Genomic DNA, 16709 nt, shown 5'->3' with positions numbered 1-16709 from the left:
TATTTCTTCTTCATGTTCAACACAGGTTTGCGATACGAATTACGCAATCATAGGCACCACCTCCTTAAACGTGGCATGATGTGGCAGTTAAATTTCGTTATTGCCTTATAGGGTTATATGGGGATATAGGTTATTAACTGCCACTAGTTGCCACTTAAAAAATCGCTAAACTCACTTTTAAGCCTGTAGCCTTTAAGAAGCGTGGTTTTTTCTCCGCCTGTCTTGGGACGCTTTCTTACAACCTCGGCAAATTTTCTTAATTCCTGATTGAAGTTTCTGCTGTTCTCAGAAAAACAGCCGTTATCAATGCACCACTTCTTGTAGTGGTCGTATACAACTGCCGTTCGAATCTCAGAGCTCTGGTCTTTAACGAGTACATCTTCAGCAAACTGTGCCATCTTGTCACTGTCGTGGGCATAACTAAAAATGGCATCAAGAACGCTATTAGGCGGCTTAAAGCCTTCATCTCGGAGGTGGGTAAAGCCTTCAAGAAGCCAGTTTAAAATGGCACTTTGCACCTCTTTTTTAGAAAACTCCGCCTTTAAGGTTTTATCCTGTTCCCACGCTTCAAAATGCCTGTTAAAGGGAATAATCTGCATGCGGTCGCTACTAAACACTGTCATATCGCTGATGACGGGCAGATAATTGGTGTTCACGTACAGTTTGAACTGTGGTTTAAAGTCAAAACTGTTCTCATGCAGGAATCGAGCGTTTAAGGTATCACTTCCCGTCATGTATTTAACTTGGGCTGAATTAAGGAATAGTCCTCGGCTCGGCTCAGATATATTGGCAAAGCGAACACCGGCAAGGCGTGCTACATCCTCGGTCGGCTGTGAGCTATTAGGGTTCTTCTTTAGAGCAATGGTTTCCGCGCGTACCGCTTTTCCGTAATCGCCCATCACAGACAGAACGCTTTCCATGAGTGTGCCTTTACCGTTTCTTGTGCTTTCTCCAAAAAGAAAGAACATGCACTCATAGCGTGTATCACCGCTTAACGCATAGCCTAATGACTTTTGAAGATACAAGGCTTTCTCACAATCTCCGCTCATAATTTCATCGACAAACTGGCGAAAACGTTCACTTCTTGCCTTCGGGTCATAAAACACAGGTGATACTTTGGTAATAAGATCTGTTGCTAAGTGCTTGCGAAATACACCGTGCTGAAGGTCTAAAGTTCCGTTTTGGCAGTTAAATAGATAAATGTTCTTATCGAACGCTTCCATCGAAATGGGGTAAACGCTTTGAGCTTCCTTGATATAAATCTCACGGTTACGACGGCTGCTCCATTTGTTCCAATACTCAACAAGCATGGAACGGGTTCTCTCGTCTTTAATGACACCAGCATAACGTATAAGAGAAAGAGCTAAATCCTTGCATAGTTCCATCGTTTTAAGCGTTCCAATATCGCAAGTCCAACGTACACCATCGAAGATGAACCACATTTTGCGCTCCGGTACATAGTGCAGAATGTTTTGGAAAATATCAGCAAACAATCTGCCATTACCTAAATCACCGTTGCGATATCGTATATTTTCATCAGGCTTTAGTTCCTGTAATTTAGATAAGAGATCATCAAAGTCTTCCTCAGCACTTGCATTATGGAAAGGCTCATAGAAGGTATGACATTTAGAAACAGCTTTCTGAATGGTTGTGTTGCCATAAGTATCCGCGCCACGGTGTTCATCCCACTTAGGACGGAATAAAGCAGACTTACGAAAAAGTCGGTCTATTTGCTCCTTGTTACCGCCACAGTAAAAGGCAAGAATAGACACAAGCGCGGCATCTGCTTCGCTATGAGAAGGGTAAGCCGAAATGTCACCATGCCAAAGTGCTGTAAATTTAGCTCCATTTATGGCGTTGCCAGCTTTTTCAATAACAGATGTATCGCTTAAATATGACCTTGTACACGCGTTATTTTCTTTTTCATGAGTGTTTATGTTTCGCTTCATGTACGTGTCTAAAAGCCACATGATGGCTTCATCGTCTTCTAAAAGCTCGCCTTCCTGATACACGTCGCCCGTAACTGTTAGATAGCGATTCGTAGCTAGAGCGCTGTAAACCTCAATATCCCCATGCTTGATGTAATAAGACTTTTTATCGTATGCGCCGTTAAACAGAAGCAAGATATGAAAGCCATGCTTACTTGGGCTGTATTCGATATAAGCGTGCTTGAAATGGGCAATAATCTCTTTTGCCCAGTCTTTAATGATGCCATTATCGATGCAGTGGTCTAAATCGATGCCTAAGAGGTTATCAACAAGCTTTATACCAATTCCGTCGTATTGGTCTTTTACTTTCATGGCATCATCAAGCGAGGTGAAATCGCTTAAGTTGTCTGTAGCTGCTTTCTTTCCCGTTATGGGGTTATAAGGCGGCTTAGTGAGCCTACCGTTTTCTTGCTGCTCGTACTTCCATGAACAAAAGATATTCTTGTTCTTTAGTGCTTTTGGCAGTTTCTCTAGATCCATATTTGATCCTCCTTTTCTAGAAGGCTTATCCCTTCTACATCACAGGCAAAAGAAAAAGCCGACTTTTTAACCTGTCTTAAAAAGTTTTTTTGGTCTTCTACTTGGTAGCCATGAAAGAGGGTGTAATCTGACGGTTTTAGAAAAAATTTTTGACAATAAAAATCTCCTAAGCATTCATTAGGCATTTGCCTTGAATGAATAGCAAAGGAGACTTTTTTAATCTGCTATATTCCGGAGTGGCTAGCTCTTTATATCGTTGATATACTCACAGAATCGTGATAATATTTAACTATTAAAATAAGGAGGGAATTATGGCTGTTAGTTATAAAAAACTATTACATCGCATGATTGAAGAAGATATTTCCAATCAGGACTTAATGAGAATGAGCAATATTTCCGCCAACATTATTACGAAACTACGCACTGGGCAATATATATCACTGGAAAAAGTGGAAGGTATCTGCACAGCTTTACACTGCACGCCCAACGATATTTTGGAATTTATAGCGGAGGATGAAAAGTAATGGCTAATAATCAAAAACTGGAACTTACGTGGCTTGGTAAGGATAAAGAAATCAAAATAGAGCCTAGGATTCTAGTTGAGGATAAAGAAAAATCAAACTGCAAAAATGATCCTAATACAGAAAACATGCTCATACATGGAGATAACCTACTCGCACTAAAAGCGTTAGAAAACAAATATGCAGGTAACCGCGATCACTTCTTCATATTTGAAGTAAGTACCGTAGATGAGAATCCGCTAATCTATCATTATACATATAAGAAAACTACAATATATTTAGCAGAAAAATAGGAGCAGTTCAATTGACTGTTCCTATTTTTAATATTCATAAAATCTAAAGTCTTTATACTCTTTAACAATGGAGTCGCCAACCAGAACAGACTATACTGACCAGCGACTACCTTAAATTTAATGTTTCAGATTTATTTTCTTATCTCTAATTTCATAAACTACATCTGCTACATTTTCGAGTAATCGTTTATCGTGGGTGATAAACACGATAGTTCCGGTGTACTCCTTCATTAGTATTTCCAAAGCCTCTAAACTTGGTATGTCAAGGAAGTTACTGGGTTCATCCATTATTAGGATGTTATATCTACCCATGAGCATTTTAGCAAGCAACAATTTTATAATTTCTCCACCGCTTAAAACAGATAAACTTTTTCCAATATCGTTCTGTTTGAACCCCATAGATGCTAGCACTGAACGAATTTCTGATATATTGTAGTCACAATCCTTCTGCATAAACTCCATAACATTCTGATTACTGTTGTACTTGTAACCATTCTGTGCAAAGTAACCTATTTTTGCCTTAGGCGAAATAGAAATTCCTTCTTCATGGTTTAAGATCATTTGGATTAAAGTTGTTTTTCCGATTCCATTACCACCAGTTAACGCCACTTTTGCTCCTAACGGAATTTGAAAAGATGCATTTTCAAACAGAGCCTTATCCCCAAATACTTTATTAATTTCTGCACCGACTATAGGGTATGGATTATGGAGCTCCAATGCTTTACTTTGCCTGAAACGAATTCTGCGAATGCCTTCCGGAGCTTCTACTTTTCCTAAGGCCGCAATCCTGTGCTCTAGGGTTTTAGCAGCATTATACATCTTTTTTTCCTTACTTCCTATTGATTTTTGATGAGCTAAACGCCCTCCGTCTTCAGTACTTTTTTTCTTTGAAGAACCTTTTGCCTTCTGTTCTATTTTACGAGCCTGTTTTCGCTTTTCCTCCGCAGCCCTTTCCAATCGGGCACGTTCCGCAATAAATTGTTCGTATTCTGCAGCTTGGCTCTTACGTTCTTCCTCTTTCTGACGAAGATAATCAGAATAGTTTCCCCAATACTCAGTGATTTTGCCATCTTTCAGTTCCCATATTTTATCTACTATTTCATCAAGAAAATAGCGGTCATGGCTAATAACTAACAGTGCACCTGTAAAATATTTTAGCTGTCCTATTAGAAAATCAATTCCTTCACGGTCTAAATGGCTCGTAGGTTCATCCGCTAAAATACCATGAACCTGTGCCGATAAGGCCTGTGCTATTTTAAGCCTTGTTTCTTCACCACCGCTCATAGTCTGTATATTTAATTGCTCAACACCTAGCTTGCCTACAAGTGCAAAATCTTTTTCCTCCTGCAGAGTTACTTCGTCCAACTGGGGAATATAGGCAAGTTCACCCAGACGATTCATTTTACATCCTGGGGGAGTTAATTCTCCTAAAAGTACCCTGAGTAAAGTGCTTTTTCCAGCACCATTTGCTCCTACTAAACCAATACGGTCATAATCATATACTTCTAATTCATTTATATCTAAAACATCGCGTCCTTTGAATTCCACACGAATGTCTTTTGCTTTTAATATTAATTCCATAACATTTCCTCCTGTCTATAATCGCATGCTTTCATTTGCTTGTATGCAGGGAAAACCCTGCGATTTTAGCAGGAAGAGTTACATGAAAATAAGATACATAAATATTCCTCCAATATTGTTTATTTTAAATCTAATTTTCTAACCTCAGTTATCATTTGGCAAACTATAGCAATGCCAATAATTAAAATACCTGATAGTAAAAACCAATGATTTACACCGATTTTATCAGCAAAGAATCCAGAAAGAATTAACCCAATTGGCATAGCAAGTGACATGATACTTCCGATCAAAGAAAATACACGTCCTAAATATTCAGGCTTAATTTTCTCCTGAAAAAGAGCTGTTTGCACACCGCTATAAAATGGCACCGAAAGCCCCATTATTGCACAGCAAACTACGAATATTACAAATCCATTTGGAGGAAGTATTCCCGAAACGGCTAAACTGGTCCCCATTATAAAAAATGAACTTGTTATTAGTAATACATGCTTTTCGAAGCCCCCTAATCTTCCTAATAATAAGCCTCCTGCTAGCATCCCAAATGCAAAGGAAATTTCCGTAATAGAAATATGCACAGGCGTTCCATTAAAGTGTTCCATGCTTATTAAAGGAAATAGTGCATTGATTGGCATATAAACAAAAGTATATAGTGTTCCTAAGAGTAATAAGGCAAACAATCCTTTGTTTTGTCTCAGAACCACAACTCCTTCTTTCATCTCCCTTATGAAATTTGGTTCTAAACTTTGCACTTGATTACCCAGCTTAGGTATACGTACAATTGCTACCGTAATAGATGCAATTACAGCACCCAATACGTCGATGGCAATAATAGCATTTAAATCCCAAACGGAGTATAAGAGTGCTGCAACTGCCGGACTAACAATATAGCTTATAGACTGCAAAGACTGACTATAGCCTGCGCATTTCGTTAGCTGTTCTTCTGGTACTAAAAGTGGTGTAACCGCATTGAGTGCTGGGGTATGAAAAGCTGTTCCAATGCTACGGATAAACAATACTATCATAATCATCCAGACAGGTAGCTCCATACAGAATGCAACAATAGCAAGCACTGCACCAGCTGCTGCGATAATTAAATCGGCACCAATCATTATCTTCTTCCTATCATGACGATCCACTAGCACACCAATGGCAGGTCCCAAAATCGCATAGGGTAAAAAACCTACTAATGAAGCCATAGACAAGACCATCGCAGATCCTGTTTTTTCTGTAAGGTAAAAAATAATCGCCATTTGCAGGATGGCACTAGTGATTAATGATACTGCTTGCCCTGCCCATATTGCATAAAATTTTCGTTTCCAATTGTTGTATTTTTCCATTTATATTATCTCCTGCATATTATTTTGCTTGAATTTCTATTTTGAATAGCATTCTAGGCAATAAAAAATGCAGGCCAAACCCCACAATGTGGCTTTTGGTCTGCATACATACAATTTGGAAACATTCATATTAAAGACATAGTTAAATAAAGGTATAGTTAAATAACCAATATCCTCACCGTAACTAATGAATGCTCAATATCGTATAAATAAGCACAACAAAAAAGCCTATCATCGGGTATAGATTCTGCTTTTTTTATTGCCAGCTTATCTTAAACGCATTGAGGCTGTCATAGTTTCGGTTCCTCCTACATCTTTGTTTATATCAATTTGTAGTATAACACAACAAGATGATATGTTCAATATAAAAGTTATGGAATGAGACTCATACTTCCAATTCGATGCCAGATTTAAAGGATATGACGAAGTTTTCTTCATAGACTGTAACGCTCTGGATTATCTTCCTTAGTAGCAAGCGATTAGCTTTCACAAAATCTTCTGTTTGTAGTTTTAAAAATTCATCAGGATTTTCTAACTCAACCTCAAAATATTTCATTTTACATTCCCTCATTTCATTTATTGATAAATTGAGTTTGCAAAAAAGAGTGGACAATTTTTGTCTACTCTTAACCTTTAAAATAGTTTTTTTTTTAATCGATTTGAAGTTGCCTAAATTATTACTTATTCGGTAAAATGAAGTATTGCTTTCAACAGATTTCCTTCAACTACACTTCACTTGATTCAAACAAGGTGGGTACATTTCTATTCCCACAAACTCCTTGTCAATGGAAACAAACACGTACCCACAGGGTAAATGGAAATAGAAACTGATAATTTCTAGCTATCACTTCTACTCATTCCAAAAATTTTCTCACTCTGATACTTACCCACCATAAAGCAAAAAGCCTTGCAATCAAGGCTTTCATTATCCCTTTCGTTCAAAGGTTTCTAAGCTTTTACGAGCAGAGCGACACACTCAGCGGTTCGCTATCTCCGTTCTGTCTGCGTGCTAGCACTTGTCAATCACGGACAGCTATCGCATGGGCGGAAGTAAATGCTAATCTTCGTCGTTTTACTCCTTGACTAGCAAACTTACCGCCTCAACATGCTACGTTTGTAGGTTTCACAGGAACTCCTATTGCCGAAACATATCAGACCTTTGGTCAGGAAATTGATAGATACACTATGGATCAGGCGGTCGCAGATGGACTAACTGTTTCTATTAAGTATCATCCTCGTATTGCCAAGGTGTTACTTGATAAGACCAAAGCTAAAGAAATTGAAAATTACTATAAAAAGTGTGCCGATGATGGTGCAACGTATGATGATATTGAAGCCAGTAAACGTGCAATGAGTTCTATGGAAGTTATCCTTGGCGAGCCTTCTCGCTTGGAGAGGCTTGCTATAGATATTCATGACCATTATATTTCATCTTGTGATAGTGACCCAGATAGAATTCAGAAAGCAATGATTGTCTGCTCTAGCAGAAAAATTGCATATTCACTTCTTTTGAAATTCAAGGATAAATATCCGGAATGGTTTGAAGAAAAGAAAACTCCTGACGGAGTTACTGCAACAGATGAAGAACTTAAAGAATTAAAGCCTATGCCATTTATGGCTATGGTATCGAGTGTTGGAAGTAATGATGAAGCTGAGATGTATAACTATCTTGGTGGAGTTAAAAATGATAAACGTTGCGAAGAACTGGATGCAGCCTTTAAACAGGAAAAGTCTAATTTCCATATTGTTATCGTAGTTGATATGTGGATTACGGGATTTGATGTTCCGTCACTTACATATTTATATAACGATAAGCCTTTGAAGAAGCACTTGCTGATTCAAACTATCAGTCGTGTAAACAGAAAATATCCCGGCAAAGAATATGGTATGGTTATCGACTATATTGGCATTCGCGATAATATGCGTGAGGCCATGAAGGTTTACGGTGGTGATACATCAGTTGCTCCCACATCGGATGACGTTGAGCAGGCTACCTCTGCATTCAGGGAGGAGATTGAAATACTTAAAGCACTGTTTACAGATTATGACTTAGCTCCATTCCTTAATACGAAATGTGACCCTGTTGAAAGATATAAATTACTTTCCAAAGCGGCTGAGTATGTCTTTACATCAGCACAGGTCTTGCAGACAGAAGGAAACGGAAAAACTAATCAGGTCTCATTTAAGACATATTTCTTAAAGTCTGTTAAGAGAATGAGAAGTGCTTTTGATATTTGCCAACCTTCTGGAAATCTGGGCGAAGAAGAATCTGCGCTTGCACAGTGCTTTATGGCTATAGCAGGCTTCGTTCGTAAAATGAGTGGAACCAGCGATGTTGATGCTGAAACTATGAATCTTGTGGTATCAAAGATGGTTGAAGAGGCATTAAAATACAATAAGGTAGAAAGTGTTCTTGAAAGTGGCGAGGAAGAAGATATCTTCTCTCCTGAATACTTTGAAAAATTATCAGATGTAGAAATGCCTGCTACAAAGTTAGAATTACTTATCAAAATGCTCCGTAAGCAAATAAAGGAATATGGCAGGGTTAACCAATTAGCAGCGAAATCTTTCCAAGAAATGATTGAAAAGACTATTGATGAGTACCATGAAAGACGTAAGCACCTTACTGCTGAAGAAGCCGGGGCAACACAGGAAGCTGCCTCAGAAGATATTATTAAGGCTGCAACTGAACAAGCTTTAGTGATACTTCGTCAGATGAACGAAAATCGTGAGAGTTTCCGTAAAATAGGATTAACCTTTGAAGAAAAGGCATTCTATGATATTTTGATTGCTCTTCGTGACCAGTATAAGTTTGAATATGGCATTGACAAAGAAGTTAACGGTGTTGTGATAAACGATAAATGCAAGACACTTGCTAAAAAAGTTAAGGAAATAATAGATACCGAGTCTTCATTTGTGGACTGGCTCAACAATCAGAATGTGCGTAATCAGTTAAAATTGAAGATAAAGATTTGTTTGGTTAAGAACGGCTATCCGCCACAGTATAGTCCTGAAGTGTTCACAAAGGTGATGGAGCAGGTAGAAAATTTTGAGGAGCATTCTGAAACAACTTCAGAAAGTTAGATTATTCCTTTTCCTTATTGCTTCTATGTGAAGAACTATGATGTTTGCTGAGAATAGTGCCCTATATGGTAGAAAGAAGGATGGTGAATAACATGGGAAGTATTGTTTTAGAATTACAGAATGAAATTGTGTCATCAAATTGCGATGTTGTTAATATATTACGCAAAGCACATTTGATTGCATCAAAATTAAAGCTTGCTGATTTTGATCAATGGATTCAACACGAATTAAATGGTTATCCTGACCCAGAATCTTGCCCTGAGTATAGAAAGGTTCGTGGAAGTTTAAAAACTTTCAATCCTTATCGCGGTTGGATTCCAACCTCAATACAGGATAATGAATACGAAAAAAAGATTTGTGAAAGAAAGTTAGTAAATTCAATTTCTGAAATCATTTCTTTATGTCAGTCCTCAGGAAATGTATTAACTTTAGATTTTTCAGGCGAACAACTTGCATTGTTTGATAAAATGGCTGATTCGCTACTTCCAATGGATTATGCATTACATGTACCTACAACTGCAGTTAAAGACATTGAAGAAAAAGTCAAAAATACTATTTTAGAATGGACATTGAAATTAGAATCGGAAGGTATTGTAGGGGAAAATATGGTTTTCTCTGAGACTGAAAAAGAATCCGCAGTGAACATGCCGCAAACCGTGAATAATTATTACGGGAATACAAGTGTGATCAATTCGCCATCCGATAATGTACAGATAGTGTCTGGAAGTGAGAATACAGTTACATTTTCCTATGATAAAGTTAAGGATGTAGTTGATGCCGTTGAAAAAAGTATTAGTGAATCTGATTTATCAAAAGAGGATATAGAAACCGCAACAGAATTATTAGCTGACATCAAATTAAAAATTGAAGAAGAGAAGAAACCGCATATTTTAAAATCAGCATTGGTTGGACTAAAAGACTTTTTAATTAATACAGGTGCCAGCGTTACTGCAGTGTTAATACAAGCTCAAATACAAGGTTTGTTCTAAAAATCTCAAATACTATTTCGGTATCTGAGTATAAGAAAACGGCCACACAGAGTATCTCTACTCTTGTATGGTCGTTTTATTTCTTATGTTCCCGCTTAAAGGCTTTCAGTTGGTTTTCTTTTAATCCCTTACTGAACACTCCTTTGTTTCCATTATTTCTCCTTTCAAAATGTTAAATTTTTTAGACAAGGGGGTGCGGACATTTTTTAGACAGACGCACCCTCTTCTCTCCATTGATACTCAACCCGTAACTCTTTTAACAGCAAAAAACACGTCAGCGACTTGCTGATATACTTTTATTTTACCTTACACTTTTCCTGTAAGCTTAACACTTTAGTTCCGTTTTGCTCCCATCAAGGAAAGTAAACTCAACCTTTCCATATTGATGCACAGTTAGATGGTCAACCATGCTAAGCCAGACGTTTTCATCGAAAACCGTTAACAAGTCCTGCTTTTTCAAGTCCTCGATAAAATATTCAACTCCATCATGCCTCATTTGCTTTTCAACAATGCGAGCTTTTACTCCCTTAAGCCTTGATTCTACAGTATTGAACCTGTTCACTAGACTCGTATATTTTTTCTCATACTCATCCTTGTTCTGCAATTTCCGTGCATTTTCATTGATACAGTTGTTAATCTTTTAACGATTACCCCTAATCACCGGCTAAACAGGACGGACATTGAGCCTGACTTTAAGATTCATAAAAAGAAATGACTATTACTGACAGAAATCAGTAATAGTCACCCAACGTGAGATATTCAACTATTGACTTGAACCAAACAAAATTCAATCAGTCTTTCGAAGGACAGTCTTAAGCGAAATCACTGTGACACCAATAACAAAAGAGGTGAAACCAATTCTAATAGCAAGTGTGCCATCCCATATTAAGGCAACCAGCATCGCGATTAAGGCAACCGTCAAGCCGAATGTCGCTACTTCACGGCAAAAACGAACGAGCTTGTCCATTCCTTAAATACCTCCTCGTGCACATACTAATAATCAGGCCTCATTTTACCTTTTGAGCTATATTTTACCACTTCACAGGGTGGGTGCAAAATGGCGAATCGACTTGCATGAGCGATTAAGACATAATTCGCGAATGCACTTCGATTCGCTGAGCTTGCTCAAAGTTGAAAGCACAGTGTGCTTTCAACGCAAGCGAAGTACGTTAACATCCTGTGCACTCGACCCTAGAGCGTTGATATCTTCCCTCAAACAGCAAAACTTGAATTTATATATCTACTGTTTTAATAAGTTTGATTGCCCTTGATGATACTAACTCGTCTTGGCTCATTTCCAAAAGGCTCTTTTTATCTACCCACTTATAATTAACCGTTTCTCCTTTTTGAAGAGCAATTGCATTTTTCTTACAATCGGTTACGCATAGATATTCAACATAAAGAGAGTGGTAAACATCCTGCACAAATCTTCCGATCTCCATAATTTTTGAAGCTTCAATACCTGTTTCTTCTTTTAATTCTCTTACTGCACATTCTAATGGTGTTTCATATTGCAATGCAGAACCACCTGCTGTCAACTCCCACATTCCACCGAATTTCTTTTCAAAATCTCTTTGCATAATAAGGTAAGTACCATCTATATGTTTAACAATTACTTCGCCCACCAAATGATACATGCCGTCAGGAATTGGTTCTCCTCTCACTAATGTAATATTCTTTAATTTATTAAATTCTTTATCATACGCATCCCAAATCTCAGCCATAAAACCCTCCATAAGGCCTGATTGTCAATTTCATTAAATATGAATTTTATCTTTCTCCAGTGGATACAAAGCCATTGTTCACTTCTACATAAAGCTTACCAATCTCAATATCTGCGATGAGCACTTGATTAGAATCAGATTCAACCTCACAAACTTCCACATCATGTGGCAAACTCACAACAATTTCAGGCATACCCTGAGTAAGCCACCTCAGCCAATTCGAAGCTGAGACTTTTTTAGTTTGAATAAGCCTTATAACATTTTGCGCTTCCTCAACCCTCAATATATCTTGTTCACAGTTAACAAAGCTCACACCAAAGGTATCAGCACGTCTCACCGTTAAACGAACATCTTTCGTCTCTGCGATAAACTTCTTATTATCCATTACTTACGTTAATTAGATAAATAAATACATAAATTACAATTGAACTAGTATAGAAATATTCTATTTTTCATATAATATAGTAAAAGCAGTGAATAAAGTACGAGGAGGTATTTTGTGAAGAAAAGATATATGTTGAGAAATATTTTTAAAATCAAATATAACTTCCATAATATTGTTTTAATCGTTTTCATTGGACTATTAGCAGGTTTCTTATCAGGATTGTTCGGTGTAGGTGGAGGAATGGTGATAGTTCCTGCATTAACTGTTTTTATGAAATTTGATCAGCGTCATGCTACTGCTACTTCTCTTGTTGCCATAATTATAACGTCACTTTGTGGAAGCATTGTTTACGGTTTAAACGGCAAAGTGTCATTTTTATCAGCATTTTTTCTAATAATAGGTTCAGTTTTCGGATCACAAATTGGGGTATATTTTTCACATATTTTGCCTAAAAAAATATTTCCTTGGTGTTTTACACTTTTTGTATTACTAGTTATATGTTCTAGTCAAGTTTGGATTCCGTTAAGAAATGTAGATTTTAATGTTAGTTTTTTAAAAGCTATATGTCTTATATTTATAGGCGTTGTTTCTGGTATTTTTTCAGGTATTTTAGGCGTTGGTGGCGGAGGAATTATAGTGCCATGCGTGCAACTTTTGCTCGGCATGGGAGACCTTATGGCAAGAGGAACTGCTTTGCTTGCCACGCTTCCTACAGTTATAAGTGGTAGTATTGCTAATGCTCGTTACCATTATACTCATTTTACTGAAGGAATTATTATCGGTATTTTTGCGACATTTACTGTAAACTTAGGCGCAATAATTGCGCGCAGTATTTCACCTTTTATATGCAATATATTGTTTTGTATTTTTTTGTTCAGCGTATGCTTACAAATGATATTAAAAACAGGTATTTTAGCTAAGAATAAGCGTTAAATATGTAAAGTCTTTGACTTTTATTTATTTGAAAAAATAGTTTTTAATATAAAAAGTGGGGCTTAGATTTAAGCCCCACGATATAGGAGAATGTTATAAAGTAACTTTTTACAATTATGCCATTTGAGTAACATCTCTTTTTGCTTGTATAAATTTTATTATCATGTTTTTTGCGTGATAAATAATTACGCAAACTATACTGTATATCCTCACTTCACATGGTGGGTGCAAAGTGTGTGCACTTTTTAACGTTAACACCCTGTGCACTCGACCCCAGAGCGTTGATATCTTCCCTCATACAGAAAAATCGCACTCAAAAACCGCGAGAAGTAAGCTTAAAGCCGCTTCGCATTAAACCTTTTAACAATAGCCCTCGCAAACCCCTGCTATACAAGGGCAAACTTGCACCCACCTATTAAGCCCGTGACATCAATACGACAATCTCACATGTATCAAGACTACCCTGATGATAACCATGCATCAAAAAAGAGCCTTAACGTTCGTTGCAGGAAAGAAGCTGGCAAGGGGAATGTCGTATGATGATAAAAGTCTAAGGCACTACAAACTGGGATTTGGATTTTACTTAAAATTGTATTATTTTATTGGCGATATCTTCTACAAATCGCTTATCGTGTTCCACAAATATGAGTGTAGGCTTTGCTTCTTTTATAATTTCCTCAATCTGTATTCTTGATATTACATCTATATAATTCAGTGGTTCGTCCCAAACAAATATATGAGCTGGCTTTGAGAAACTTACAGCAATTAAAACTTTCTTTTTTTGTCCATCACTATAATTCTTCATATCCATTTCAAATAATTCTCTTGAAAAATCTAATTTTCTTAAAATTGTTTTACACAATGTTTCATCAACATCTTGCTTGTGAATATATTCATTTAGGCTACCTGTTAAATTAGATGTGTCTTGAGGAATATACGAGATTTTTAAATTACCTGCTAATTTTATCTCACCTGTATACTCGTGATTTATACCTAATAAAATTTTAATCAAGGTTGATTTTCCGCTACCATTACCCCCATATATAGCCACTATGTCGCCTTGCTTTATCTCGAAACTTACATTGCTTAATATCTGTCTCTCTCCATAGCATGATGATAAATTGCTAACCGATATTAGAGGATTTTTATGATGATGTAACGGATGCAGTAATAGGCTTTCCTTTATTTCGATATCTTTTAGTAAACTCTGTTTTTCTTCTATTGCCTTGTTTTGTCTATTCTCCAAATTCTTAGATTTTTTCATCATCTTGGCTGATTGATGACCTATATGTCCTTTGTCTGGTTTTACACCTGATACTTTTACACCATTTTTAGTATTTTCAATTTTATCAGACCAAATTTGACTTTGTCTTGCAGACTCTTTTAATCGTTTAATATCTTTTCTTAATCTCTCATTTTGACTAATTTCAAATTGGTCTTTCATCACTTTGTTTTCATACCATGATGTAAAATTTCCCGATTGGACATCAATAGAATTCCTGTTAATAGAAATAACATGATTGATACAACCATCTAAAAAATCTCTATCATGAGATATAAGCAAAAATCCTTTTTTACTTTTCAGATATTCACTTACAATTTTTCTTCCGTCCATATCTAAATGGTTTGTTGGTTCATCAATAAGTAAAAAGCCATCTTCTCTTGTAAACAAAATAGCTAAAAGGATTTTTGTTTGTTCCCCTTTAGAAAGCGTTTCAAACTCTCTGTAAACAAGGTTCTCATCTACATTTAGCAAACTGAGTTCTCTAAATAACTTCCATTCTTCATCATCTGATATTAGTTCTTTATATAACTCAATTCCTAATTTTGAAGTATCGCTTATATTTGGTGGAAATTTAATAAATTCAACATCCTTGCTTATTTTACCTTGATAAGTTTCTTGATTTAAAAGTAACTTAAATAGAGTTGATTTACCGATTCCATTTCTTCCTATCAATCCCGTTTTCCAGTTTGTATCAAAGGAAAACGATACATTTTTAAATATGGGTTTTACATATCCATAATATGAGAAAGTGAGGTTTTCAATTTTAATTACTGACATAAAACGCCTCCCTAAATTATCATTTACCGCCCGGGTGCAAAGTGTGTGCACCTTTTAACGTTTAGTTTTTCATGTATTACTACGGTTATCACTGCTTTGCTTTTCAGTCATTTCAATTCTCGATTAGGTAATTTTCCAGTTCTCAAAGCGACAGTAACAAACTCAACCTCTTGCAAGCACTTCTCGCAAAGTTCATAACCTTCATTGAAGTTCACTCTTGACCTAAATGTGCTAGCAATGAATTCGCATGGTGAGGTGATCCTTTCAACTACACCGCACCGTTCGCACTCAGCATACACATTCCCATCCTTAATCGGAATAAACATTCCATGATCTTTCTCATTTCCCATGACGCTAACATCTTCGAAATCATCAAATTTTACATAGAGCATATACGGCTTCCTCCTTTATCGGTATGTCTATATACGCTCTAATTCCAACTTATATCAAGTTTTATTGCTTCTTTTTTGATCTATATGTCTGCTACTTCGCAATAGCTTTCCCATTAAGACAGTGCACCATGTAATGCGCAAATCCATCGTTTTTACAATTTACCTTCTTCTTATCTGAAACCTCGGTGACACCATTCTCACAATCTACTTCAAGGATTGCATCCTTGGTGATTGTTCCTTCTAAAATACTCATGCCATTTAACGTATCAAGCGTACAAACATGAGTTACTTCTACGTTTGTTGCTGAAGCCAACCCATTATAACATTTAAGAAAGACATCATCCGCCTTCAAATTAACAACTTCTACCTTGCCATTGCCCACTTCTACATAAAGCTTACCAATCTCAATATCCGTGATGAGCACTTGATTAGAATCAGATTCAACCTCACAAACTTCCACATCATGTGGCAAACTCACAACAATTTCAGGCATACCCTGAGTAAACCACCTCAACCAATTCGAAGCTGAGACTTTTTTAGTTTGAATAAGCCTTATAACATTTTGCGCTTCCTCAACCCTCAATATATCTTGTTCACAGTTAACAAAGCTCACGCCAAAAGTATCAGCACGTTTCACCGTTAAACGAACATCTTTCGTCTCTGCGATAAACTTCTTATTATCCATTCCTTAAGCACCTCCTCGTACACATACTAATAATCCAGGCCTCATTTTACCTTTTTAGCTATATTTTCCCACTTCACAGGGTGGGTGCAAAGTGTGTGCACCTTTTAACGTTAACATCCTGTGCACTCGACCCCATAGCGTCGATATCTTCCCTCATACAGCAAAATCACACTCAAAAACCACAAGAACCCAGCTTAAAGCCGCCACGCATTAAACCTTTTAACGATAGACCTCGCTAAGCCTTGCTACACAAAG

General features: G+C 36.9%; 16 protein-coding genes. 5 read left to right on the top strand and 11 right to left on the bottom strand.

Annotated features, from left to right (window positions below; translation table 11 throughout):
- Positions 1–143: 143 nt before the first annotated feature.
- Positions 144–2468, bottom strand: coding sequence for a phage/plasmid primase, P4 family (locus tag HXT33_RS02435; RefSeq protein ID WP_004121944.1), 2325 nt, complete (start codon positions 2466–2468; stop codon positions 144–146).
- A gap of 311 nt (positions 2469–2779) precedes the next feature.
- Here HXT33_RS02435 and HXT33_RS02430 point away from each other — a divergent pair, with 311 nt between their 5' ends.
- Complete coding sequence (locus HXT33_RS02430; RefSeq protein WP_004121956.1) at positions 2780–2992, top strand: helix-turn-helix domain-containing protein; 213 nt, start codon at positions 2780–2782, stop codon at positions 2990–2992.
- A complete protein-coding gene (locus HXT33_RS02425) occupies positions 2992–3282 on the top strand; it encodes a DUF5960 family protein (protein ID WP_004121959.1) in 291 nt (96 codons plus the stop codon). The genes HXT33_RS02430 and HXT33_RS02425 overlap by 1 nt, the downstream gene beginning before the upstream one ends.
- Positions 3283–3399: 117 nt before the next feature.
- Here HXT33_RS02425 and msr(D) read toward each other — a convergent pair whose 3' ends face one another.
- From msr(D) to HXT33_RS02410, 3 genes are all read right to left on the bottom strand, one after another.
- Positions 3400–4863, bottom strand: a complete 1464-nt coding sequence (gene msr(D) / locus HXT33_RS02420; protein ID WP_000420313.1) for an ABC-F type ribosomal protection protein Msr(D) — start codon at positions 4861–4863, stop codon at positions 3400–3402.
- 119 nt (positions 4864–4982) lie between these two features.
- Positions 4983–6200, bottom strand: a complete 1218-nt coding sequence (mef(A), locus tag HXT33_RS02415; RefSeq protein ID WP_000417519.1) for a macrolide efflux MFS transporter Mef(A) — start codon at positions 6198–6200, stop codon at positions 4983–4985.
- 385 nt (positions 6201–6585) lie between these two features.
- Positions 6586–6756 carry a hypothetical protein gene (locus tag HXT33_RS02410; protein ID WP_000873143.1) on the bottom strand — a complete coding sequence of 57 codons (171 nt, stop codon included), beginning with the start codon at positions 6754–6756 and terminating at the stop codon, positions 6586–6588.
- 581 nt (positions 6757–7337) lie between these two features.
- Here HXT33_RS02410 and HXT33_RS02405 point away from each other — a divergent pair.
- The gene (locus HXT33_RS02405; RefSeq protein WP_225791482.1) at positions 7338–9284 is read left to right on the top strand and encodes a type I restriction enzyme endonuclease domain-containing protein; all 1947 of its coding nucleotides are present in this window, start codon (positions 7338–7340) and stop codon (positions 9282–9284) included.
- Between the two features lie 92 nt (positions 9285–9376).
- The gene (locus HXT33_RS02400; protein ID WP_004122116.1) at positions 9377–10273 is read left to right on the top strand and encodes a hypothetical protein; all 897 of its coding nucleotides are present in this window, start codon (positions 9377–9379) and stop codon (positions 10271–10273) included.
- A 325-nt stretch (positions 10274–10598) separates the two neighbouring features.
- Here HXT33_RS02400 and HXT33_RS02395 read toward each other — a convergent pair whose 3' ends face one another.
- From HXT33_RS02395 to HXT33_RS02380, 4 genes are all read right to left on the bottom strand, one after another.
- On the bottom strand, positions 10599–10877 hold the full coding sequence (locus HXT33_RS02395) for a hypothetical protein (protein ID WP_116793898.1): 279 nt from the start codon (positions 10875–10877) through the stop codon (positions 10599–10601).
- Positions 10878–11060: 183 nt separating this feature from the next.
- Positions 11061–11240 (bottom strand): hypothetical protein, encoded by a 180-nt coding sequence (locus tag HXT33_RS02390; protein WP_009994761.1) that lies wholly within the window; start codon positions 11238–11240, stop codon positions 11061–11063.
- A 265-nt stretch (positions 11241–11505) separates the two neighbouring features.
- Complete coding sequence (locus HXT33_RS02385; protein ID WP_004136327.1) at positions 11506–11997, bottom strand: NUDIX hydrolase; 492 nt, start codon at positions 11995–11997, stop codon at positions 11506–11508.
- Positions 11998–12043: 46 nt separating this feature from the next.
- Complete coding sequence (locus HXT33_RS02380; RefSeq protein WP_004136326.1) at positions 12044–12382, bottom strand: hypothetical protein; 339 nt, start codon at positions 12380–12382, stop codon at positions 12044–12046.
- Between the two features lie 129 nt (positions 12383–12511).
- Here HXT33_RS02380 and HXT33_RS02375 point away from each other — a divergent pair, with 129 nt between their 5' ends.
- Positions 12512–13315, top strand: a complete 804-nt coding sequence (locus tag HXT33_RS02375) for a sulfite exporter TauE/SafE family protein (RefSeq protein ID WP_004136325.1) — start codon at positions 12512–12514, stop codon at positions 13313–13315.
- Between the two features lie 583 nt (positions 13316–13898).
- Here the strand turns inward: HXT33_RS02375 and HXT33_RS02370 are convergent.
- The 3 genes from HXT33_RS02370 to HXT33_RS02360 all read right to left on the bottom strand — a co-directional run bounded on the left by HXT33_RS02370 (position 13899) and on the right by HXT33_RS02360 (position 16454).
- The gene (locus HXT33_RS02370) at positions 13899–15377 is read right to left on the bottom strand and encodes an Lsa family ABC-F type ribosomal protection protein (protein WP_246904755.1); all 1479 of its coding nucleotides are present in this window, start codon (positions 15375–15377) and stop codon (positions 13899–13901) included.
- Between the two features lie 107 nt (positions 15378–15484).
- Positions 15485–15769 (bottom strand): hypothetical protein, encoded by a 285-nt coding sequence (locus HXT33_RS02365; RefSeq protein ID WP_004114737.1) that lies wholly within the window; start codon positions 15767–15769, stop codon positions 15485–15487.
- A 91-nt stretch (positions 15770–15860) separates the two neighbouring features.
- Positions 15861–16454, bottom strand: coding sequence for a hypothetical protein (locus HXT33_RS02360; protein ID WP_421787432.1), 594 nt, complete (start codon positions 16452–16454; stop codon positions 15861–15863).
- Positions 16455–16709: the final 255 nt, after the last annotated feature.

Origin of the sequence: Gardnerella sp. DNF00753 (assembly GCF_049244275.1) — a bacterium.
GTDB lineage: Bacteria > Actinomycetota > Actinomycetes > Actinomycetales > Bifidobacteriaceae > Bifidobacterium > Bifidobacterium greenwoodii.
The sequence above is the reverse complement of the archived record's forward strand: the minus strand, read 5'-3'. Positions and strand labels throughout refer to the sequence as shown.

Excerpts from the sequence above, each read along its gene's own strand:
- HXT33_RS02380 (WP_004136326.1), bottom strand. The coding sequence starts at position 12,382 with ATGGATAATAAGAAGTTTATCGCAGAGACGAAAGATGTTCGTTTAACG.
- HXT33_RS02435 (WP_004121944.1), bottom strand. The coding sequence starts at position 2,468 with ATGGATCTAGAGAAACTGCCAAAAGCACTAAAGAACAAGAATATCTTT.
- HXT33_RS02390 (WP_009994761.1), bottom strand. The coding sequence starts at position 11,240 with ATGGACAAGCTCGTTCGTTTTTGCCGTGAAGTAGCGACATTCGGCTTG.
- HXT33_RS02430 (WP_004121956.1), top strand. The coding sequence starts at position 2,780 with ATGGCTGTTAGTTATAAAAAACTATTACATCGCATGATTGAAGAAGAT.
- HXT33_RS02360 (WP_421787432.1), bottom strand. The coding sequence starts at position 16,454 with ATGGATAATAAGAAGTTTATCGCAGAGACGAAAGATGTTCGTTTAACG.
- HXT33_RS02385 (WP_004136327.1), bottom strand. The coding sequence starts at position 11,997 with ATGGCTGAGATTTGGGATGCGTATGATAAAGAATTTAATAAATTAAAG.
- HXT33_RS02410 (WP_000873143.1), bottom strand. The coding sequence starts at position 6,756 with ATGAAATATTTTGAGGTTGAGTTAGAAAATCCTGATGAATTTTTAAAA.
- HXT33_RS02370 (WP_246904755.1), bottom strand. The coding sequence starts at position 15,377 with ATGTCAGTAATTAAAATTGAAAACCTCACTTTCTCATATTATGGATAT.
- HXT33_RS02425 (WP_004121959.1), top strand. The coding sequence starts at position 2,992 with ATGGCTAATAATCAAAAACTGGAACTTACGTGGCTTGGTAAGGATAAA.
- HXT33_RS02365 (WP_004114737.1), bottom strand. The coding sequence starts at position 15,769 with ATGCTCTATGTAAAATTTGATGATTTCGAAGATGTTAGCGTCATGGGA.
- HXT33_RS02375 (WP_004136325.1), top strand. The coding sequence starts at position 12,512 with ATGTTGAGAAATATTTTTAAAATCAAATATAACTTCCATAATATTGTT.
- HXT33_RS02400 (WP_004122116.1), top strand. The coding sequence starts at position 9,377 with ATGGGAAGTATTGTTTTAGAATTACAGAATGAAATTGTGTCATCAAAT.